Below are 22,499 nucleotides of genomic sequence, written 5' to 3'. Positions count from 1 at the left end.
GTCTAAGCGACTGAGCACACATGCCTATTTCATCGTCCGACCTCAAGTCCATCCTGCACTCCAAACGTGCCAACCTTTACTACCTGGAACATTGCCGGGTGTTGGTCAATGGCGGTCGCGTCGAATTCGTCACCGACGAAGGCAAGCGTTCCTTGTACTGGAACATTCCCATTGCCAATACCACTTGCGTACTGCTCGGCACCGGCACCTCCATCACCCAGGCCGCCATGCGCGAACTGGCCAGCGCGGGCGTGCTGGTTGGCTTCTGCGGTGGCGGTGGCACGCCCTTGTTCTCGGCCAACGAGATCGATGTCGAAGTCGCCTGGTTCTCGCCGCAAAGCGAATACCGCCCCACCGAATACCTGCAGCGCTGGGTGAAGTTCTGGTTCGACGACGCACTGCGCCTGGAAGCGGCCAAACAGATCCAGCGCACACGCCTGACCTTCGTCCGCGAGCGCTGGAGCTGCAGCCGCGCCCTGCGCGAGGCCGGCTTCGACATCGACGCCGCCGCGCTGGACAAGGCGCTCCAAGCTTGCGCGCAAGGCGTGGACAGCGCGCCCGATGTCACCCACCTGCTGACCGAAGAAGCACGGCTTACCAAACAGCTCTTCAAGCTTGCAGCGCGAGCGACCGGTTATGGCGATTTCGTGCGCGGCCAGCGCGGTGACGCCAGCGATCCGGCCAATCGCTTCCTCGACCACGGCAACTACCTCGCCTACGGTCTGGGCGCCACCGCAACCTGGGTACTGGGCTTGCCGCACGGGCTCGCCGTGCTGCACGGCAAGACACGGCGTGGCGGCCTGGTGTTCGACGCTGCAGATCTGGTCAAGGACGCCATCATCCTGCCTCAGGCGTTCATCAGCGCCATGCGCGGCGACGATGAACAACAGTTCCGCCAGGCTTGTATCGAAGCACTGACGCGCAGCGAGTCGCTGGATTTCATGATCGACACCCTCAAACTCATCGCCGACCGCCTCGGCAAGGCGGCGCCGTGAATGTGCTGTTCGTCTCCCAGTGCAGCAAGCGCGCACTCAGCGAAACGCGCCGCATCCTCGACCAGTTTGCCGAACGCCGCGGCGAGCGCACCTGGCAGACGCCGATCACCCAGGCCGGGCTGGACACCGTGCGCCGCCTGCTGCGCAAGACCGCACGCAAGAATACCGCCGTCGCCTGCCACTGGATTCGCGGCCTCGATCACAGTGAATTGCTGTGGATCGTCGGCGACGCCAGCCAGTTCAACGCCCTCGGCGCCGCCCCCACCAACAGCACCGCACGCGACGTGCTGCGCACACAGGACGAAAACGACTGGCACAGCGGCGAAGACATCCGCCTGCTCGCCGCGCTGGCCGCCTTGCTGCACGATCTGGGCAAGGCCAGCCGTGCTTTCCAGCAGCGCCTCAAGCATGGCGGGCTGGAGCGCAACCAATACCGCCACGAATGGACTTCGTTGCGCCTGTTCCAGGCCTTTGTCGGCGAAGGCGACGATGAGCAATGGCTGCAGCGGCTGATCACGCCAAGCACCGAAGACGATGCCAGCTGGCTGAGCCGCCTGCAGCGCGATGGCATCGACGCCGTCACCGACAAGCCCTTCGCCAGACTGCCACCACTCGCCGCCGCCATCGGCTGGCTGGTACTGACACACCACCGCTTGCCGGCCATGCCCGAGCGCGACAGCGAAGGCCTGTGGCGCCACCATGGCGCCAAGCTGCGCAGCTTTCAGAGCGCCCAGGTGAACGACTTGCTCGGCAAGATCGATGTGCTGTGGAACGAACTCCCCACCAGCAGCGAACCCAGCGTGATTGCGCCGTACTGGCAATTCGAGCACGGCCTGCCCGTCACCACAGCATTGTGGCGCAAGCGCGCAGCCCGGCTCGCCCAGCGCCTGCTGGAACGCCTGCCGCGCATGCGCGCCGGCGGCTGGCTGCAGGACCCCTACGTGATGCACGTCTCGCGCCTCTGCCTGATGCTGGCCGACCATCATTATTCGAGCCTGAGCAATAAGTCTGATCGCGTTACCGGCGAAGCCGGCTATCCGCTGCACGCCAATACGCGGCGCGACACCGGCGCACTCAACCAGGGCCTGGACGAACACTTGCTGGGCGTGGAGCGCCACGCCAGTCTCGCTCTGCGCGCTCTGCCGGAGCTCGCGCGCAATCTGCCCAGCCTGGCGCGCCACAAGGGCTTGCGCCAGCGCAGCACAGGCGAGCGCTTCCAGTGGCAGAACAAGGCGGCCGATCTGGCCAGCGGCCTGCGGGAAGCTTCCTTGCGCCACGGCTTCTTCGGCATCAATCTCGCCTCCACCGGCTGCGGCAAGACGCTGGCCAACGCGCGCATCATGAACGCACTGGCCACGCCACAACACGGTTTGCGCTGCGTCATCGCGCTGGGCCTGCGCACGCTGACCCTGCAGAGCGGCCATGCATTGCGCCAGCGCCTCGCGCTCGGTGAAGACGAACTGGCGATCCGCGTGGGCGGTGGCGCCAGCCGCGAACTGTTCGAACTACACACTCGGCTTGCCGCCCAGGCTGGCTCCGAATCCGCCCAGCCGCTGCCCGAAGATGAAAGCTTTGGCGAGGGAGGGGTGCTCTACGAGGGCAACACCGACTCACCCGTACTGGCACGCCTCAGCGCCGATCCACGTATCCGTGCCCTGCTCACGGCCCCCATCCTGGTGTGCACCGTCGACCATCTGGCGCCGGCCACCGAGAGCCAACGCGGCGGCCACCAGATTGTGCCGATGCTGCGCCTCATGAGCAGCGACCTGGTGCTCGATGAGCTCGATGACTTCGATCTCGACGACCTGCCCGCCCTCACGCGCCTCGTGCATTGGGCCGGCTTGCTGGGCAGCCGTGTGCTGTTGTCGTCCGCCACCTTGCCGCCCGCCCTCGTGCAGGGCATGTTCCTCGCCTACCGTGCCGGACGCGAAATCTTTCAGCGCAATCGTGGCGAGCGGCCCGGCAGCGCGCCGGACATCGCCTGCGCCTGGTTTGACGAATTCGCATCCCAGGCACATGCCTGCGGCGACGCGGCGAGCTTCGAAAGCAGCCATCTAGCGTTCGCCAGCGCGCGCCACGCCAAGCTCGGCCAAGCCAGCCGCGAAGCGCCGCGCCGCCTGGCGCGTCTGGTGCCTTTCAGCCCAAGCAAGGCCCAACGCGTCGAGGCTTTCGCTGCCACGCTGCGCGAGCAAGCGCTGGCGCTCCACGCCGTGCATCACAGCATCGACCCGGCAAGTGGCAAGCGCGTAAGCTTCGGCCTCGTACGCATGGCCAACATCCGCCCGCTCATCGAAGTCGCGCAAGCGCTCTACGCGCAAGGCTTCCCGGCCGGCTACCAAGTCCATCTCTGCGTGTACCACGCGCAATACCCGCTGCTGCTGCGCTCGGCCATCGAGGCCCAGCTCGATGCCGCGCTCGCCCGCCACACGCCGGACGCCGTCTTCAAGCTGCCCGATATCCGCCAACGGCTCGATGCGCATGCGGCGCCAGACCAACTGTTCATCGTGCTCGGCAGCCCAGTCACCGAAGTCGGCCGTGATCACGATTACGACTGGGCCATCGTCGAACCTTCATCGATGCGCTCGCTGATCCAGCTGGCCGGGCGGGTGCAGCGGCATCGCAATGGCGTGTGCACGCAGGCCAATATCGCCGTGCTATCGACCAATCTGCGCCATATCGAGAAACCAGGCGAGCCTGCATTCTGCAAGCCTGGCTTCGAAGACGCCGCCAACTTGCTGGGCAGCCATGATCTCGCCCAGCTCCTGCATGACGAGGAATACACCAGCCCGGATTCCCGCCCGCGCATCCAGGAGCGGCCGCCCGCCGTACGACGACCGCAGGACAACCTTGTCGACCTTGAGCACGCCCGCCTGCGCGAACTGATGCTGCCCGGCGCAGAAGCCAAACCGCTCACCGCACGCGAGCTGCGCGCAGGCATCAAACCCACCAGCACACTCAACGCCAGCAGCATCTGGTCACACAGCCTGCTACACCTCACCGCTGTGCTCTCGCAGCGCCAACCCTTCCGCGACGACGACGTGCCTGAAGTCGAGCTGGTGCTGATGCCTGACGATGACGGCGAGGACTACCGCCTCAAGCGGGCCCGCGACAAGAATGAATTAATTGGCGTTTCCGGCCCTGGCGAACTGCTGGTCGAAGCCTCCGAGGAACGCCTGCCAGCCAGCGCCGTACAGGGCGAGCAAATCAGCGCCTGGGGCGTACTCGACTACATGGACGAACTTCGCCAGCTCGCCGAAACACTCGACATGCCGCTGGCGCAGTGCGCGCGCCGCTATGGCAGCTTGCGTGTCCCCAAAAACGATCGAGGCTGGTGCTTTCACCCCGCCCTGGGCCTCAGCGCCAAGCGTTAGCGAGGTCGCGAAAGCGCCTTGGCAAAACCACCGCACCCGCCTATATTGGCTCATAAATTAGCCACTATCTAACTTTAGGGTCATTTTAAGAGCCATGAAAAAACAAGCCAGTGCTGCGCTGCCAAGCCTGCTCGTTGCGCCCTTGCACACGCTGGGCGGCAATCTGCGTGCAGCCCGCCAGGCGCGCGGCTGGACCATCGCCGAAGCTGCCGCGCGCAGCCTGGTCTCGCCCGCCACCTACAAACGCCTGGAAGCGGGCGAACCCTCGGTCGCGCTTGGCACCTGGATCACCGTCCTGCACCAGCTGCAACTGCTCGACGCCGTGCTGGCCGCCACGGCGCCACAGGCCGATGCGCTCGGCGAAGCGCTGCGCGCCCGCAAAGCGCCACGCCGCGTGCGCAAATCGGCCGACGAGGATGCGCGCTATGACTTCTAGACTCACGGAGTTTGCGGTCTTCATCCACTTGCCTGATCAGCTTGAAGCCACTCCCGCCGGCCTGCTCGAACTGCTGGAGCAAGCGGCCGACACCGTGCAATCGCATTTTCGCTACGGCCGCCGCTATGCCGAGCGCCGCAACCGCCTCGCCCTCGATCCACTCAGCCTGGCTTTACCAGGCCCCGGCATCGATGTGCCGCGCACGCCGCCGACAGGCCGCCATGGCGCGCTCAAGGAATTCGGCGTGATCCGCGACGCAGCACCCGACCGCTGGGGCCGCCGCGTCATCGAAAACAAACTGCAGAAAAGCGGCCCGCTGCCTGAATCGGAATACCTGCGTCACGCCGGCAGCAATCGCAGCGGCGCGCTGGATTTCCGCGCCGCGCCCGATTCGCCGGCCAGCAACAGCCCGCTGGCCCAGGTGCTGGATCTGGCCTATCTGCAGGAAGCGGCTGAACGCATCGACATCGGCGACCAGATACCAGCACGGCTGGCCGGCATTTTCGATGCCGGCAGCAGTATGGGGGGCGCACGCCCCAAGGCCGTGGTCGAGGCCGATGACCGCCAGTGGCTGGCCAAGTTCGCCTTGCCCAATGATCCGTTCAACATTCCGCTGATCGAGTACGCCACGCTCGAACTCGCCCGCGCCGCCGGCCTGCAGGTGCCCGCGCTGCGCCTCGAATGGCTGGGTGCGCGACCGGTGCTGCTCATCGAGCGCTTTGACCGCGAGCGCCTGCCCGGCGGCTACGCGCGCCGCCACTTTCTCTCCGCGCTGACGCTCTTGGCCTGCCACGAGGCCGATTCGCCGCACATGAGCTATGCGGATCTCTCGCACGCCATCGCCACCCACGGCGCGGCAGCGGCGATCCGCGCCGACCAGCACCAGCTCTTTGCGCGCATGGTGTTCAACATCCTCGTCCATAACAACGACGACCACCTGCGCAACCACGGCTTCCTGTTCGACCCCAGCATCGGCGGCCTGCGTCTCTCGCCGCTCTACGACGTGCTCCCCACGCCCAGCCTCGCCCAGGAGCGCCATCTGCATCTGGGCGTCGGCAAGCAAGGACGCCTTGCCACCCTGCCCAACGCCATGAGCCAGCACGGCGTATTCGCCCTCACCCGGCCACAGGCAAGCGGGATCATGCAGCACATCGCGGCTGTGGTGCGCGAATGGAAACAGCGCTTCGAAGAACTCGGCGTGCCAGGCGAAGAGATTGACCGCGTGGCCAGCGCGTTCAGGCATCCGAGGGAGTTGGGGCTCGAAGCACTTTGAAAGTCTTTATGCCCAGAAGGGCATGCATACTCCTTTAAATAGGTAGGCCCGAGCCCCCGCAAACATCGGTCGCTCTCGCCATGTCAGTATCCCAGCTGGATGGCGCATGCCATCCAGAAAGTCCGCCAATCAACTGACCTGGGAGGGCATGACTTGAACGATCCATCACAAGCACGCCGTACAGCCTTCCGCGCCCTCATCGAAGCTTTCTTCCAAAAAAGCCTCGATGCCAAGCGCGACAAGCTGCCGGATGACGATCCGAAATACACGGCACTAGCAGCACAGTACGAACGCAGTACCAGACTAGCCGAGGCAACCGTAAAGCTTCAAGACATTCAGTTAGTCACTCATCCCCTGAAGGGAACGCATCCTGACATCAAGATCAAACAAGCAACCAACCTGTACGTCAATCCAACGACATTAATTCAGCATCAAGAGGTCGGAAGTCATTGCTTGGCGAGTACGGGTTTTGCTGACGACGTAACCGGAGATGCGGCAGCCCTTGGACACTACAAGCTGCTAAAACAGGAATTTGAAGGACGTACATTGCTGGAGTGGTTCCGAGATGGCGACCCGGACGCGATTGCAGCCCTGAACGATGACCCAGAAATAGCCCATGCGTGGGCAGCAAGCTTTGCAGCACTTTCCAAACCGAGAAGCAAGCTTTCAAGCCACACCCTGGCCAAGCAGCTGTACTGGCTGAGCGGCGGCGATCCACTCGACGATACCCACTACCACCTGCTGGCGCCGCTGTATGCCAGTGCTTTGGCGCACCGGGTATTCCAGACGCTCAACGAGGACCGCTTCGGAGACGCTGCCAAGGCCGCGCGCCAAGCCCGGCGCGACAATGTCGAGCACCCGCAGGGCTACGCGGAATACCCCTCGCTCGCGGTGCAAAAGCTGGGCGGCACCAAACCGCAGAACATCAGCCAGCTCAACAGCGAACGCGGCGGCAACAACTACCTGCTGGGCTCGCTGCCGCCACAGTGGAAGTCGCGCGGCATCCTCGCCCCCTTGAGCACGGATTCGGTCTTTCCGCGTTTCGGGCGCAGTCCATCGGTGCGCAAGACCGTCCGCGAGCTGCTTAGCTTTCTCGAAAGCGATCCACCGCCCACGATGGAGACACGCAATCAGCGCGATGCTTTCATCGACGCACTGCTCGACGAGCTGGTGAGCTTTGCTGCCGAACTGCAGCAGGCGCTACCGCAAGGCTGGACGCTGGACGAGGATTGCGAGCTGGTCCGCGAGGAGCAGCTTTGGCTGGACCCACACCGCACGGAAAAGGACGCAGTTTTCCGTTCAGATTGGGAATGGATGGATTGGCCTGCTCAAATCGGCAAGCGCTTTGGCAACTGGCTCAATAACCAGCTCGACAAGCGTCTGCCACTCGGCGAAATCGAAGCGCGTGAATGGGTCAAAGAGCTACTGCTTGATGAGCCGCCTGAAGACCCCAAAGCACGCCGTGCCACCTGGGCCGGTCGCTTGCATACGCTGCGTCATGACGTTGATGCGCCCACTTACATTCCGACGCGGGAGGGCACATGAGCGCTCAAACCAAAGTGGATGCGCTGCTGATCCTGCCGCATCTGCGCATCCAGAACGCCAATGCCATCTCCAGCCCGCTGACGCATGGTTTCCCGGCGATGAGTGCCTTTCTGGGGCTGATGTGGGCACTGGAGCGCAAGCTGGCCGGCGCGTGGCCGCTTGTGTTCGATGGCCTGGGCGTGATCTGCCACAGCCACGAGGAGCAGACCACCGAAGGTGGCTTCACCCGTGCCTTTCGCCTCACGCGCAATCCGGTGGGCAAAGATGGCAGCACCGCCGCCATCGTCGAGGAAGGTCGCATCCACCTGGAGCTGACCCTGGTGTTCGGCATTCGTGGCGGCATCATCGCGGAATCGGATGAGGCACGCCAAGCCTGCGCAGTCGCCCTGGCCGACACCTTGGCGCAGATGCGTGTGGCGGGTGGCAGCGTCTTGCCACGCCAGAGTGGCTGGCGCTTCCAGCCGAAAATCCAGGTTTTCGATGAAAAGCCGGACGATGCGGCCAAGCAGTTCCGCCAACTGCGTCGCCGCTGGCTGCCCGGCTTTGCCTTGGTCAGCCGCGACGATCTGCTCGCCCGCCGCCTGAGCACGCTGCGCAGCACGCAAGCGACTGCCACCGCGCTGGATGCCTGGCTGGACCTCGCGCGTTTCAACTGGCGATCCGACGTCAAAGAAACACTAGACCCGGACACCGGCGAAGTGAAAAAGCGCGAGATCGTCTGGCAAAACGACCGCGAGGGCTGGCTGGTGCCGATTCCGGTGGGCTATGGCGCGCTCTCCGACCTGCATCCAGCAGGAACCGTCGCCAACGCCCGCGATGCGACGACACCTTTCCGCTTCGTCGAAAGCCTCTACTCGATTGGCGAATGGCTGGCGCCACACCGTCTGCAATCGCCGCAGCAACTCCTCTGGTACGCCGACTCCGACGCTGAAGCCGGCCTCTACCGCGTGCGCAACGACTATGCCGCCGGGCTCAAACCCGCGACCGAAACGCTATCCGAATCCGTTTAAACGAATTGAATCCAGGAGCATCCATCATGGCTGAAACCATCACCCTCAAGACCGCTTCCGTACTCGCCTTTGAACGCAAGCTCGATCCTTCCGATGCGCTGTTCCACGCCGGTAAATGGGCCGAACGTGGCGAAGCCGCCAGCTGGCAAGCCGTCGCCATCAACGAGAAGTCCGTGCGCGGCACGATTTCCAACCGCCTCAAAACCAAGGATCAGGACCCTGCCAAACTCGATGCCGCCATCGAAAACCCCAACCTGCAAAAAGTCGACGTCGCCGCCCTCCCGGCCGAGGCCGACACTCTGCGCGTGCGCTTCACCCTGCGCGTGCTCGCCGGCACCGGCAAGCCTTCGGCCTGCAACGACGCTGATTACCAGAAAGCCTTGCAGGCCACTGTCGCGGGCTATGTGCAGCAGCATCGCTTCAGTGAACTCGCCCGCCGCTATGCCACCAACCTCGCCAATGGCCGCTTCCTGTGGCGCAACCGCATCGGCGCCGAGCAGGTGGAAGTGCAGATCCGCCGCCTGCAAAACGGGCAAGCCGCGCAGAGCTGGACTTTCGATGCGCTGGCCTTGTCTTTGCGCGACTTCGCGGCCGGGAGCACAGCGCTGGATGAACTTGCCGCGCTGATCGCCAGCGGGCTTGCGGGGGATGCCCATGTGCTGCTGGAGGTGACGGCTTTCGTACGCTTGGGCGCCGGGCAGGAAGTCTTCCCCTCGCAGGAGCTGATTCTCGACCGTGGCCGGGGCGACAAGAGCAAGACGCTCTACCACGTGAACAAGGTCGCCGGCATCCACTCGCAGAAAATCGGCAACGCCCTTCGTAGCATCGACACCTGGTATCCCGGCGCCGAAGCACTCGGCCCCATCGCTGTCGAACCGTATGGATCGGTGACCACCCAGGGCAAGGCCTACCGCCAGCCCAAGGACAAAGTCGATTTCTACAACCTGCTCGACAACTGGGTGCTCAAGGGCAAAGCACCGGCCAATCCGGACGACCAGCACTTCGTCATCGCTGTGCTGATCCGGGGCGGCGTGTTCGGTGAGGCCAATTGAGATGGACCACTACATCGATCTACGGCTAAGGCCCGACCCGGAGTTCCCGGTGCCGCAACTGCTCAACGCGCTCGCCGCCAAGCTGCACCGCGCACTCGTCGCCCTCAAGGCGGAAGACATCGGCGTGAGCTTCCCGCAGCACAATGCCAAAGGCGCTGGCCTGGGCAACACCCTGCGCCTGCACGGCAGCCGGCCGCGTCTGCAGCAATTGATGCAGGCCAACTGGCTCAGCGGCATGGCCGACCACGTGCAGCCCGCCGACGTGCTCCCCGTGCCCGCAGGCGCCAAGCACCGCGTCGTGCGGCGTGTGCAAGTGCATAGCAACGCCGAGCGCATCCGCCGCCGCCAGATCAAGCGTCACGGCTGGACGGAGCAGGAAGCACGCGAGCGCGTCCCCGACCGCGTCGAACAACGCCTCGACCTGCCCTGGCTCACGCTGCGCAGCCAAAGCAGCGGACAGAACTTCCGCCTGTTCATCGAGCACCTGCCCAGCCAGGCCGACCCCGTTCCCGGCAGCTTCAACGCCTACGGCCTAAGCAACACCGCCACCATCCCCTGGTTTTGACCCTTTTCTGAAGCCCCCATGCAAGCCCTTGCAAAACAAGGACTTGCACGGGGTCTGAAAATTGGGTTTTAGCGGATAATTTCACCGCCAAGCACAGCAGGCCGGGCTTGGCGGAGAAAGACTTGTACTTCACTGCCGAATAGGCAGCTCAGAAATTGGCGCGGGCATGTTGATGTCGTCAGCGGTGCTTCACTGCCGAATAGGCAGCTCAGAAAGCAAGGTGCCGGACTTCGAGCGCCACTTGACGCTTCACTGCCGAATAGGCAGCTCAGAAAAGGTTGCTGATCTCTCGGTCGAGATCTGAGAGCTTCACTGCCGAATAGGCAGCTCAGAAAACCGCGGCACGCGACAAATGCCCCTCCAGCGCCTTCACTGCCGAATAGGCAGCTCAGAAATCCTGTTATTGCACACGCCTCACGTTCTGCTACTTCACTGCCGAATAGGCAGCTCAGAAACTGGTCACGCGACAAGCGATCAAGCCCCTCGATCTTCACTGCCGAATAGGCAGCTCAGAAAGTGGCGGGCCTTAAATTGCAGGAGGGCTCAGTCTTCACTGCCGAATAGGCAGCTCAGAAACTTGTCATCCACGCTCAGCGAGCGCTCGCCGACTTCACTGCCGAATAGGCAGCTCAGAAAACCAAATCTGGAAGATAGGCAAGGTCCAACCACCTTCACTGCCGAATAGGCAGCTCAGAAAAGCGCGCCCGTTTGATCGAGCACATGCCCCTGCTTCACTGCCGAATAGGCAGCTCAGAAAAACTGCGCAGCGCCCAGTGCATTGTTTGCAGTCTTCACTGCCGAATAGGCAGCTCAGAAATTCTCGTAGGCGCCGATCCACGTCGGCGTGTCCTTCACTGCCGAATAGGCAGCTCAGAAAACTTGAGGGTGCCGGTTTTCGTTGCAGTCAATCTTCACTGCCGAATAGGCAGCTCAGAAATCTCTGATCCCATGAAAGAGATTGCAGCTCTCCTTCACTGCCGAATAGGCAGCTCAGAAATGAGAAGCGCCGCTACTTGCATTCCGATGACACTTCACTGCCGAATAGGCAGCTCAGAAAACCTCTGCCGCAATCTCATCTGCAAACAGCACCTTCACTGCCGAATAGGCAGCTCAGAAATTAAAACCTCTTCGAAAGCCTTGCCGAATAAGCTTCACTGCCGAATAGGCAGCTCAGAAAGGCGTGAGCAGCGGCGGTACAGCGTAACTAGACTTCACTGCCGAATAGGCAGCTCAGAAAATGTTCATAGCTCCTGGTGGCGGTCGCCGGGGCCTTCACTGCCGAATAGGCAGCTCAGAAAATTTGATGTCGAAAAGAAATACAAAATTCAAATCTTCACTGCCGAATAGGCAGCTCAGAAATCTGTGCATCAGTATGAGAGACCTTGCATGACCTTCACTGCCGAATAGGCAGCTCAGAAATGTAGATCCGCCATCTTGTCCGCGAGCTGCGCCTTCACTGCCGAATAGGCAGCTCAGAAAAAGGTCTTTTCGCTTACAGAACCTGTGCCGTACTTCACTGCCGAATAGGCAGCTCAGAAATAAAGTCCGTGGCCTCGTCGGAAAAACATAACCCTTCACTGCCGAATAGGCAGCTCAGAAAAGATCGCGGTGCCGCTCGGTTTGCGCGTGGCACTTCACTGCCGAATAGGCAGCTCAGAAAGATGTCGCTCACTACGGTGCCGCCATGGTCGGCTTCACTGCCGAATAGGCAGCTCAGAAATCTCGGTGACGGCAGGTGGTCCCATACCTGCCCTTCACTGCCGAATAGGCAGCTCAGAAAGAATCGCGACGTGAAACGCGGCGTGGCACGGGCTTCACTGCCGAATAGGCAGCTCAGAAAGCGCGCAGACCAATGCAGTGCAGCCGGCGCCGCTTCACTGCCGAATAGGCAGCTCAGAAATTTCCGCCGAGCATGTCGGCTAACTCTGCAATCTTCACTGCCGAATAGGCAGCTCAGAAAGAAGTAAGGGGCAGCCGAGCGTAGCGAGGGAACTTCACTGCCGAATAGGCAGCTCAGAAAAATCCCAACTTTGGTATCTCGGTTGATTCTGACTTCACTGCCGAATAGGCAGCTCAGAAAGCCGCGAGACGACTTGACGCCCTGGTTGTTGACTTCACTGCCGAATAGGCAGCTCAGAAAGCAAGCAAAACGCGACATACAAACCGCCCTCCACTTCACTGCCGAATAGGCAGCTCAGAAAACCGTTACGGTAGGTGTCGGTTGTAATAGTGGCGCCTTCACTGCCGAATAGGCAGCTCAGAAAGCAGAAGCTGCCGGTGCGGATCTGGCGGGCAACTTCACTGCCGAATAGGCAGCTCAGAAATAGCACGCCCGTGACATACGGGACAAATGTACCTTCACTGCCGAATAGGCAGCTCAGAAATCAGCGCGTGGCATCTCGTCGGTCGTCATCGTCTTCACTGCCGAATAGGCAGCTCAGAAAATCTCAAGGCCAAGTGCGTTTGTCGCGCCCCTCTTCACTGCCGAATAGGCAGCTCAGAAAACGCGGAGACGTGACATTGACTGCGCCGGGGGCTTCACTGCCGAATAGGCAGCTCAGAAAATAGAGCACCCCGGCAGTAATTTAGTTTTTAACTTCACTGCCGAATAGGCAGCTCAGAAATTTTGCGGGACCGGAGGATTTACGACGTGCATCTTCACTGCCGAATAGGCAGCTCAGAAAGTATCGAGCCGCGAAGCATCGATATTGATCAGCTTCACTGCCGAATAGGCAGCTCAGAAATATTACGACCGCGCCGGCAAGCTCTATCACTCCTTCACTGCCGAATAGGCAGCTCAGAAACACGAGGGTAAGCGTGCCGAAATCGTCGCCGACTTCACTGCCGAATAGGCAGCTCAGAAAACAATCCCTGAGTCCTGACCACGCCAGTAGCTCTTCACTGCCGAATAGGCAGCTCAGAAATGCAGAGAATTAAAAACAGCGCGCATTCCGACCTTCACTGCCGAATAGGCAGCTCAGAAAGCGCGCGATGAACAGCGCGAGCTGGCCTTCTCCTTCACTGCCGAATAGGCAGCTCAGAAAACTCCCCGGACGCCATACCGCATCGGCCAAGTCTTCACTGCCGAATAGGCAGCTCAGAAAACGTCGAGCAGCGCGTCAATCACGTTGTCGAGCTTCACTGCCGAATAGGCAGCTCAGAAATATAACGTGCAAAAGTTTTAGGGCGCGCACAGCTTCACTGCCGAATAGGCAGCTCAGAAATACATCAACCCCAAGCGCGAGCCGCGCGAGTACTTCACTGCCGAATAGGCAGCTCAGAAAATGTTGTGGCGGGCAACAAGTGGGGGCGTTTGCTTCACTGCCGAATAGGCAGCTCAGAAATTGGTACGTCGATTGCGAACGTCAGCGCTGGCACTTCACTGCCGAATAGGCAGCTCAGAAATCCTGCGAGAGCTCTTGCAGGGCGGCCGATGTCTTCACTGCCGAATAGGCAGCTCAGAAAGACAGAGCTGTCAGCTGCTGGCTTTTTGCAGTCTTCACTGCCGAATAGGCAGCTCAGAAAAGTAGCAATGACCCTGCCCTGTTCCTTCATGGCTTCACTGCCGAATAGGCAGCTCAGAAATTGCCATTGAGAATGCGCTCGTGCGTCTTGTACTTCACTGCCGAATAGGCAGCTCAGAAAGCAGCGCAAATCAGCGACTCGACGACGACGGGCTTCACTGCCGAATAGGCAGCTCAGAAAAGAAGCGAATTAGATTCGTTTGACCTACCCGCCTTCACTGCCGAATAGGCAGCTCAGAAAGAGTAGGTAGCCCAGGCTGACCCATTCGCGCACTTCACTGCCGAATAGGCAGCTCAGAAATCACCGGGCTACCGGCCGGTGTCGGTGGTTTGCTTCACTGCCGAATAGGCAGCTCAGAAACGGAGCACCGCACATGGGTGCCGGGGGTTCCTCTTTACTGCCGAATAGGCAGCTCAGAAACCATTGCTTGCTGGCGCCGGGGTATTTGCGTTCTTCACTGCCGAATAGGCAGCTCAGAAAGTCAATGCCGCTGAGGCCGCGAACCCGCACCTCTTCACTGCCGAATAGGCAGCTCAGAAATTTGGCGAGGACAGGGGCTTCGACTTTTAGCGCTTCACTGCCGAAGAGGCAGCTCAGAAAATAGCCGGCGCGCTCAAAATGCCGGTCTGCTACTTCACTGCCGAATAGGCAGCTCAGAAAACTGAATTTCCCGCACGCAATTCTGACAACAACGCCAAAATCATATCCACACGCCCAAAAAACCACCAGAATTCAAAACATTCGACATATTTATCATGTACTTGGCGGGCGACGAACGTACATGCTCTCACTGTCTGCATGACCTATGATGAGCGGCTCACGCATTCATAGAGAATATTCAATGAGCCTCGACACCCTGCTCTCCGTCTCGCAATTGCTCGCTCCGATCAGTGAACACACGGCCAGCGGCGAAGATCTCAGCTTTTCTGAGGATTTTGACCGTTTGCAGGAAGCACGGCGTGAAGACGATCCCAGTCTGGACCAGGGCGAGTGGATCACCCAGATCAAGGAGGCCGACTGGCCCTTCATCCTGAATCACTGCCAGAACCTGTTGCAAAACCGCTCCAAGGACTTGCGCATCGCACTGTGGTATTGCGAGGCTGCGGCCAAGCTGCATGGTCTGACCGGCTTTCAATATGGTGTACAGCTGAGCAGCGGCTTGCTGGAGACATTCTGGGAAAGCCTGCATCCCTTGCCTGAAGACGGTGATCAGGAGCAACGCATCGGCAATCTGAGTTTGTTCATCAAACGCTCGATCGAACTGGTCCGCGGTCTGCCGCTGGTCAAAGGCAAGGGGCGCAGCTATGGCTTGCTCGAGCTGGAGGCGGCCAGATTGCGCCAGGCACAGATTGATCGCGGCCTGGTCAGCGCGGAGGAGAACTCCGCGCACATCAGCCTGCAGCAGTTCAAAGACGCGCAGAAAGCTACGCCGCGCAGCTTCTACCAGAACCTGCTGCACGGCGCCGATGCCAGCAAGGAAGCGCTGGGCCGCCTGTCCGATATCACGGACCAGCGCCTGGGCTTGGACGGCCCTTCATTCACCGCACTGCGCGCTGCGCTGGATGACTACCTCGACACCCTGGCCAGGCTGGCGAGGGAAAACGGTGTCATCGATACCTCCGAAGACATCCAGCCGGCCGATGAGGGCGCGGACGCTCCCGCCGCCGACGCTATATCGCCCGCGGGCAACGATCACGGCAACGGCGGCGGACCGATCCGCACGCGCGAGCAAGCGCTCAGGCAGCTGCGCGTGGTGGCGGAATTCTTCCGTAAAACCGAACCGCACAGCCCTGTCGCCTACCTTGCCGACAAGGCTGCCAACTGGGGTGAGATGCCGCTGCATGTGTGGCTCAAGGCGGTCCTAAAGGAGGATGGCGCCTTCTCCCGCTTTGAAGACCTGCTGGGCCTGGCCGATCTGCCTGAAGAGCCATGAATGCACCGCCTGCCCTTAAGGGCGGGCGATGTTTGATGAACGCATAAAACGCTCCGGTCGGTCTGTTTTTGAATACCGCTCGGCGGCGTATTCATCAAAAACAACACTAGTTATTTATCTGACATTGCAAAGCCCGCTCAGCTTCGCGACCATTCGAGCATAAAAAGGCAAGTCTGTCCGGTTCGATGAAGCCGGCCCTCGCTGCATGCAGCAGCGAGTGAATACTCGAGAGTTCGATGAATCTGCAGCGAGGCATTTCCGTCCCTGGCGGAAGGCGCGCAGTCCATTTTGTGACGGCCCACCTGCACAGGGGAACACCATGGCACTGATCTTACTGAGCGCTTATGCATCTGTAGTGATCCTGGCCGGCATGCTGTTTGTCTTCAGCGATTTCCGCAAAAGACAACTCCACAAGCTGGGTAGCTGTGCGACGCGGGCCTCGTCATATTTTGTTTTCTTTTCCGACAATACCGCGCAATGGACACGCCAGAGTGGCTCGGCACTCGCCGCTGCGCTGGCTTCACTGCGCCAACAGCTCCGCCGCTACCGCCTGTGGCTAGTCGCTGCGGCGCTGATGACCGGCATTCCAGTGCTGTGCATCTGGCTGATGCGCGGCCATATCGCACTGGAAGGCTACGCCGACATGCCGCCCACGGACACGCAGCAGATCGCCGCCCTGCTTGACGGCGAACAACTGGTGCCCCCGCCCCCGATGCCTCCGGAAGCCTTCACCACGCGGGAAGTGCTGGCCGAACGCCCCTCGCTGGTCTCGGCCAGTCGCGACTGGAAGCTTCTCAATCCCGGCTTCGAGCAAGTTTTGCTGCGCGTGTTCCAGCGCATGCATGAGCTCGGCTATGACATGGTGCTGCTGGAAGGCTATCGCAGTCCGGAGCGCCAGGAGCAGCTCTCCGCCCTGGGCAGCCACGTGACCAATGCGCGCGCCTTCCAGAGTTACCACCAGTTCGGTTTGGCAGCCGACTGTGCATTCGTGCGCGACGGCAAGATCCTCATCTCGGAGAAAGACGAATGGGCGATGCGCGGCTACACGCTCTACGGACAGGTCGCCGAGTCCATGGGACTGACCTGGGGCGGGCGCTGGAAGCTGATGGACTTCGGTCACGTCGAACTGCGGCGCGCAAACCAGCCTGCCCGCTTCCCCTGAATCCCGACCACAGATCATCCAACCATGCCCAAGCCCATCATTCTCATCGGCGACAAAACCTCACACGGAGGCGTTGTGCTGGAGGGTTCGCCCACCAGTGACATCAATGGCAAACGCATCGCACGCGTTGGCGACAAGGTGAGCTGCCCGCAGCGTAACTGCCCCAGCGTCACCGTGATCGTCACCGGCGATCCGACCTGCCTGATCGATGGCAAACCGGTCGCCCGCCACGGCGACAAGACGGCCTGCGGGGCCACCCTGATTGCCAGCCAAGGCAGTACGACGGACGAATAACGATGCCAACGCGCCGAATCCTACAGCCCTTAGAACACCGCGCCATGCCCGACATGCACGGGTGCGACTCAGCGCTCCGATGATCCTCCAGCTGCTGTCCGCCCTCTGGTTGCCGACCCTGCTCACCCTGCTCGCATGGCTGGGTGGGGTGATCTATTTCCAGCAAGCCGATGTCGAGCCCACCCCGGCCGAACTGCTGGGCGGCTTCGTGCTTCTACCGCTGGCTTTGCTGCTCGGCTATGGCCTGCTGCGCTGGAGCTGGCGCCACATGCAGGCGCGCAAACAGGCGGCAGCCAGCGCAGACGGCAGCGCCGCTACACCGGCTGCGGCAGCGAGCACGGAGGACGAAAGCCGCTTTCTCAAACTCCAGCTCTTGCTGGCCGAACTGCATACGCCTGCGGGCGACGATGCCGCCACTTTGATCAGCGCGATGCAGGAATCAAGTCTGCGCCCGGCGCTGAACCTCGAACAGCTCGACAGCGAAGGCCTGCCGCTGCGCATGTCGATGGACGCGCAACTCGACACCGCGGCCGCCCAAGCCTGGCTGGATCGCCATCACACACATACTCCGCACACGCTGGAACCAGCGCGACTGCTACGCCTGCTCGCCATGCTGGATGCGCCCCTGGAGGCGGCGGCTGAAGTGCTGGCCCAGCTCCCTGTGCCGCAGGTGGGCGAGCCCCGGCTCAGCGGTGACGCGCAGCCCCAGCCGGTCTTGCCGGTGCACGCCCGGCTCTGCGTCCCCGAGGCAGCGCGCCCTATCGTCGCCGCCTACGTACGCGACAAATTCGCCGCCCTGCCGCAGGCGGCCGTCGGCCTCGTCCAGGACCTGCCCGCGGCCAGCGGACACACGCCCGATCTGTTGCAGGTGGTCGATGCCTTTTGCCAGGGCAGCACGCGCGAATACGCCGATGCAGTGCTGCTGATCGTCGCCAGTGACAGCCTGGTTGACGAGAGCAGCCTGGCCGCCCTCGAAGCCAGCAACACGCTCTACACCGCACGCACGCCGCTGGGCAAGGTGCCCGGCGAAGCCGCTGCGGTCATCCTTGCCGTAGCGCCGGCGCTGGCTGCGCGCAGCCCCTGCGATGTGCTGGCCCAGGTGCATCGGGTTGCCGCTGGCGTCAGACAAAAGCCGCTCAGCGCCTCCGGCCGTGTGGAGGCCAGCACCCTCGAAAGCCTCAGTGCGCTGGCGCTGCAAGCGGCGCGGGTCGAGGCTGCCCAGATTGCCGCCCTGTTCTCCGACTGCGACCACCGCGCCAACTGGCAGCTCGAAGCCGCCAGCCTGATCTCCAGCAGCTTGCCGGAGCTGGACCCGGTCGAGCAGCACCTGGCCACCGGCAGCGCACTGGGCAATCTGGGTGAAGCGCATGCCGCCGTCGCCATGGCCCTCGCCGCCCGCCATGTAGCCGAACACTCAAACCCCGTACTGCTGGCCTGCATGCACGACGTGCAATGGCGCAGTCTGACCACGCTCAGCCCGCCCACGCAGGACGTGGGCATGGCCGACTCCTGACTTCTTCCGGATTCACACCCACATGCAACGCCTCATCGATTTCGTCACCCGTCCTCTGTTCGTCGCCCTGTTCGGCTTCGTCTCCTTTTCGCTGGTCATGCTGCTATCGGCCGCGCTGCTGGGCATCTCCCTGCTCTGGCCGCTGCTGCTGATCGCCCTGCTGCTGCTCAGCGTGCTGACAAGCTGGGCCTGGCAGCGGCGCAAGGCGAGACGGGCCGGCGAAGCCATTTCGAGCATGATGGACGATGAAGCCGAGCGCGCCATCAAATCCGCCGCGCCAGACAAGCGCCCGGAAGTCGAAGCCCTGCGCAACCGCATGCAAGAGGCCATCAAGACCATCAAGACCTCCAAGCTGGGTGAGGCCACCGGCAAGGCCGCGCTCTACGAACTGCCCTGGTACCTGATCATCGGCAATCCGGCGGCGGGCAAAAGCTCGGCCATCGTCAATTCGGGCCTGCGCTTTCCCTTCTCCGACAGTGCTGGCAGCGTCATCCATGGTCTGGGCGGCACGCGCAATTGCGACTGGTTCTTCACCTCGGAAGGCATCCTGCTCGACACCGCCGGGCGCTACTCGGTGTATGACGCCGACCGCAGCGAATGGCTGTCCTTCCTCGGCTTGCTCAAGAAGTACCGCCCCAAGGCGCCGATCAACGGCATCATCATTGCCACCAGCATCGGGGAGCTCAGCCAGAGCAAGCCAGAGCAAGCCATCAAGCTGGCCAAGCAGCTGCGCTTGCGGGTGCAGGAGCTGTCGGCCGAGCTCGGCGTATTCGCGCCGGTTTATGTCATGTTCACCAAGGTGGACCTGGTCGCCGGCTTTGCCGAGTTTTTCGAGGATGCCGACCAGCAAGAACGCGACCGGACCTGGGGCGCCACCCTGCCCTACGACGCTGAAGGCAAGACCGACGCAGTGGCCGTCTTCGACGAGCATTTCGAACAACTGCTCGACGGCCTCAACGAACTGGCGGTGGCGCGCATGGCGATGTCCCGCGACGGCCAGCATGGCGCAGGGGTACTGAGCTTTCCGCTGGAGTTCTCGGCCACCCGTGCGGCACTGCGCGCCTTCATCGCCACCTTGTTCGAGGAAAACCCGTTCCAGTACAAACCGGTATTTCGCGGCTTCTATTTCACCAGCGCAGTCCGCGAAGGCATGCCGGTCACGCAAGCGGACCGGCGGGTCTCGGAAACCTTCGGTTTGCGACCACTTGAATACCAGCGCCCGCCAGTGGTCAATTACGAGGGCAAAGGCTTCTTCCTGGCCGACCTGTTCTCCAAGGTGATCTTTGCCGACAAGAACCTGGTGCGCCAGTTCGCCTCCCGCAGCGCACAGCGCGCACGGCTGATCGCCTTCCTGGGCTCGGCACTGGCCTTGTCGCTGGCGGTCTCGCTGTGGACCTGGTCTTACCTGTCCAACGAAAAGCTGCTGGCCAATACCGAAGCGGATCTGATGCGCGCCAAGCTGGTCCAGCAAGGCCATCAGGACATCGGCAGCCGCATGGAGGCGCTGGAAATCCTGCAGGACCGCTTGCAGCAACTGCAGAACTTCCGTGACGACACGCCGGCCTCGCTCGGCATGGGGCTCTATCAGGGCGAGCGCATCGAACAGCACCTGCGCAAGGAGTACTTCAACGGCATGCGTGCGCTGCTGCTCAACCCGGTTGTCGAGGGCCTGGAGGCCTATCTGAGCGACGTCAATGCCAATGCCGACAAGCTCGCCGCTCAAAGCGCGGGCAATCCGGCGGCCGGCAACCCGAGTACTTCGCCGGCTACGGCCAGCGCCATGACGCTCTACAAGGAGATCTCGCCGACCAATGTCGAGGACGCCTACAACGCCTTGAAGACCTACCTCATGCTCTCCAGCCACGAGCATCTTGAAAACGGCCATCTCAATGATCAGCTGACGCGCTTCTGGCGCGTCTGGCTCGACGCCAATCGGGGCAACATGCCGCGTGAAAAAATGGTCCGCAGCGCCGAACGGCTGATGGGCTTCTATCTCTCCCAGCTCAATGAGCCGGACTTCCCGACCATTGACAACAAGCTGGCCCTGGTCGATCAGGCGCGCGAAAATCTGCGCCGCGTCGTCAAGGGCATGCCGGCACGCGAACGCGTCTATGCCGAGATCCGCGCCCGCGCCTCGACACGCTTTGCACCGATCACCGTGGCGCGCGTGGTCGGCGAGCAGGACAGCCGCCTGGTCGCCGGCAGCTACGCCATCTCCGGCACCTACACCCGCGATGCCTGGGAAAAATACATCGAGGATGCCATCAAGGAAGCGGCCAACAAGGAGCTGCAAAGCACCGACTGGGTACTCAAATCGAGCAGCCGCGATGACCTGACCCTGCAAGGCAGCCCCGAGCAGATCCAGAAAGCGCTGATCGACATGTACAAGCGCGACTACATCGTCGAATGGAAGAAATTCCTGCAAGGCGTATCGATCACCGGCTTTGCCAGCTTCGATGGCGCCGTGCAGGGGCTCAACCGCATGGGCGATCCGCTCAGTTCCCCGCTCAAGAAGCTGATGGACACGCTATTCCGCGAAACCTCGTGGGATACGCCCTCGCTGGCCGCGCAAGGGATAGCCGAGGCCCGGCGCGGCATTGTGGACTGGTTCCGCGAAACCATCCTGCGTCGCCAACCCCAGGGCGTCACTGTGAAACTGGGCAACACCAGCTTGCCCGTCGGAGATGGTCTGGGACAGGTCAGCCGTGAATTTGCCGGCATCAGCCAGCTGATGATGAAACGCGGCGAAAACCGCGACACGGCACTCTTCGACGCGTACCTCGCACATCTCTCCAAGCTGCGCACGCGCTTCAACCAGATGAAAACCGGTGGCGACCCCGGACCTGCGGCACGCACGCTGATGCAGCAAACCCTTGACGCCAATGGCTCGGAGCTGGCCGATTCGCTGCGCTATGTCGATGAGAGCATGCTCGTCGGCCTCTCCGACAGCGCACGCGCCACCGTCCGTCCCTTGCTGGTGCGGCCGCTGATGGAGTCCTTCGCGGTCATCGTGGCACCAACCGAATCGGAGCTCAACAAGATCTGGCTCGCCCAGGTGCAGGAACCCTTCTCGCGCGGCCTGGCGAGCAAGTACCCCTTCGCGGCCGACTCGCGCATCGAAGCCACGCCGGGCGAAATCGCGCAGTACTTCGGCCCCGACGGTGCCATCGCCAAATACGCCGCCAGCGCACTGGGCAGCCTGGTCATCCGCCGTGGCGATGCGCTCTCGGCGCGTACCTGGGCCGATATCGGCATCAACCTCAACACAGAGTTCGTCAGCAACTTCCCGCGTTATGTGGCGCAGCCGGGCGGAGCGCTCAACACTGCAGCCAGCAGTGGCGGTGAAGCGCAAACGGTGTTCCAGATGCTGCCCAGCCCGGCACCGGGCACCACCGAATACACCCTGGAAATCGATGGCCAAACCATGCGCTACCGCAATGGCGCACCGGAATGGAGCCGCTTCCGCTGGCCCGGCAGTGGCCAGCCCGGCGCACGCCTGAGCGCGGTCACCCACGACGGGCGAAGCGTCGAGCTGGTCAATATTCCCGGTCGCTTTGGTCTGGAAAAGCTGCTCGGCGCCGCCCAGCGCACGCGGCGCGACAATGGCGACTTCGACCTGACCTGGACCAACGGTGCGCAGTCCATCACCGTAAGCCTGCGCATCATCAGCCAGCAAACCGCCGAAGCAGCAGAGGCCGCCAGCCCGGCGCCGGCACAAAGCCTCAAGGGCTTGCGCCTGCCTGCCAGCGTGGCCAGCGGCGCAGCCCCCGGCGTCATGAACGGCAATCCGGCGCCCACTGCGGCCCCTGCAGCGCGCTGAGGTCG

At 62.2% G+C, this 22,499-nt stretch carries 13 protein-coding genes and 1 CRISPR repeat array; all 13 genes read left to right on the top strand.

Features of this window, described 5'->3' with window-relative positions; all coding sequences use genetic code 11:
• Window positions 1-20 precede the first annotated feature (20 nt).
• Window positions 21-995: a type I-F CRISPR-associated endonuclease Cas1f gene (gene cas1f / locus ABDB84_RS14290; RefSeq protein WP_345920426.1), complete on the top strand. Its 975-nt coding sequence runs from the start codon at window positions 21-23 to the stop codon at window positions 993-995.
• A complete protein-coding gene (cas3f, locus tag ABDB84_RS14285; protein WP_345920425.1) occupies window positions 992-4,366 on the top strand; it encodes a type I-F CRISPR-associated helicase Cas3f in 3,375 nt (1,124 codons plus the stop codon). Before cas1f ends, cas3f begins: the two co-directional genes overlap by 4 nt.
• A gap of 94 nt (window positions 4,367-4,460) precedes the next feature.
• Entirely contained in the window at window positions 4,461-4,802 is a 342-nt protein-coding gene (locus ABDB84_RS14280) for a helix-turn-helix domain-containing protein (RefSeq protein ID WP_345920424.1), read from the top strand.
• Window positions 4,792-6,075, top strand: a complete 1,284-nt coding sequence (locus tag ABDB84_RS14275) for a type II toxin-antitoxin system HipA family toxin (protein ID WP_345920423.1) — start codon at window positions 4,792-4,794, stop codon at window positions 6,073-6,075. Before ABDB84_RS14280 ends, ABDB84_RS14275 begins: the two co-directional genes overlap by 11 nt.
• A 153-nt stretch (window positions 6,076-6,228) precedes the next feature.
• Window positions 6,229-7,620: a type I-F CRISPR-associated protein Csy1 gene (csy1, locus tag ABDB84_RS14270; protein ID WP_345920422.1), complete on the top strand. Its 1,392-nt coding sequence runs from the start codon at window positions 6,229-6,231 to the stop codon at window positions 7,618-7,620.
• Window positions 7,617-8,630, top strand: a complete 1,014-nt coding sequence (csy2, locus tag ABDB84_RS14265; protein ID WP_345920421.1) for a type I-F CRISPR-associated protein Csy2 — start codon at window positions 7,617-7,619, stop codon at window positions 8,628-8,630. Before csy1 ends, csy2 begins: the two co-directional genes overlap by 4 nt.
• Window positions 8,631-8,656: 26 nt before the next feature.
• Window positions 8,657-9,682, top strand: coding sequence for a type I-F CRISPR-associated protein Csy3 (gene csy3 / locus ABDB84_RS14260; protein WP_345920420.1), 1,026 nt, complete (start codon window positions 8,657-8,659; stop codon window positions 9,680-9,682).
• A gap of 1 nt (window position 9,683) precedes the next feature.
• Window positions 9,684-10,247, top strand: a complete 564-nt coding sequence (gene cas6f / locus ABDB84_RS14255) for a type I-F CRISPR-associated endoribonuclease Cas6/Csy4 (protein ID WP_345920419.1) — start codon at window positions 9,684-9,686, stop codon at window positions 10,245-10,247.
• Between the two features lie 127 nt (window positions 10,248-10,374).
• Window positions 10,375-14,432: a CRISPR direct-repeat array (repeat unit 28 nt; unit sequence CTTCACTGCCGAATAGGCAGCTCAGAAA).
• Window positions 14,433-14,613: 181 nt separating this feature from the next.
• Window positions 14,614-15,705, top strand: a complete 1,092-nt coding sequence (gene tssA, locus ABDB84_RS14250) for a type VI secretion system protein TssA (RefSeq protein ID WP_345920418.1) — start codon at window positions 14,614-14,616, stop codon at window positions 15,703-15,705.
• Window positions 15,706-16,024: 319 nt separating this feature from the next.
• A complete protein-coding gene (locus ABDB84_RS14245; RefSeq protein ID WP_345920417.1) occupies window positions 16,025-16,867 on the top strand; it encodes a M15 family metallopeptidase in 843 nt (280 codons plus the stop codon).
• Window positions 16,868-16,891: 24 nt separating this feature from the next.
• The gene (locus ABDB84_RS14240; protein WP_345920416.1) at window positions 16,892-17,161 is read left to right on the top strand and encodes a PAAR domain-containing protein; all 270 of its coding nucleotides are present in this window, start codon (window positions 16,892-16,894) and stop codon (window positions 17,159-17,161) included.
• A gap of 79 nt (window positions 17,162-17,240) precedes the next feature.
• Window positions 17,241-18,674 carry a hypothetical protein gene (locus tag ABDB84_RS14235; protein WP_345920415.1) on the top strand — a complete coding sequence of 478 codons (1,434 nt, stop codon included), beginning with the start codon at window positions 17,241-17,243 and terminating at the stop codon, window positions 18,672-18,674.
• A 22-nt stretch (window positions 18,675-18,696) separates the two neighbouring features.
• On the top strand, window positions 18,697-22,494 hold the full coding sequence (gene tssM, locus ABDB84_RS14230; RefSeq protein ID WP_345920414.1) for a type VI secretion system membrane subunit TssM: 3,798 nt from the start codon (window positions 18,697-18,699) through the stop codon (window positions 22,492-22,494).
• Window positions 22,495-22,499: the final 5 nt, after the last annotated feature.

Source organism: Uliginosibacterium sediminicola, assembly GCF_039631295.1.
In the GTDB taxonomy this organism is placed as follows: Bacteria; Pseudomonadota; Gammaproteobacteria; order Burkholderiales; family Rhodocyclaceae; genus Viridibacterium; species Viridibacterium sediminicola.
Note: the sequence above shows the minus strand (reverse complement) of the source record. Positions and strands in the feature narration are given on the sequence as shown.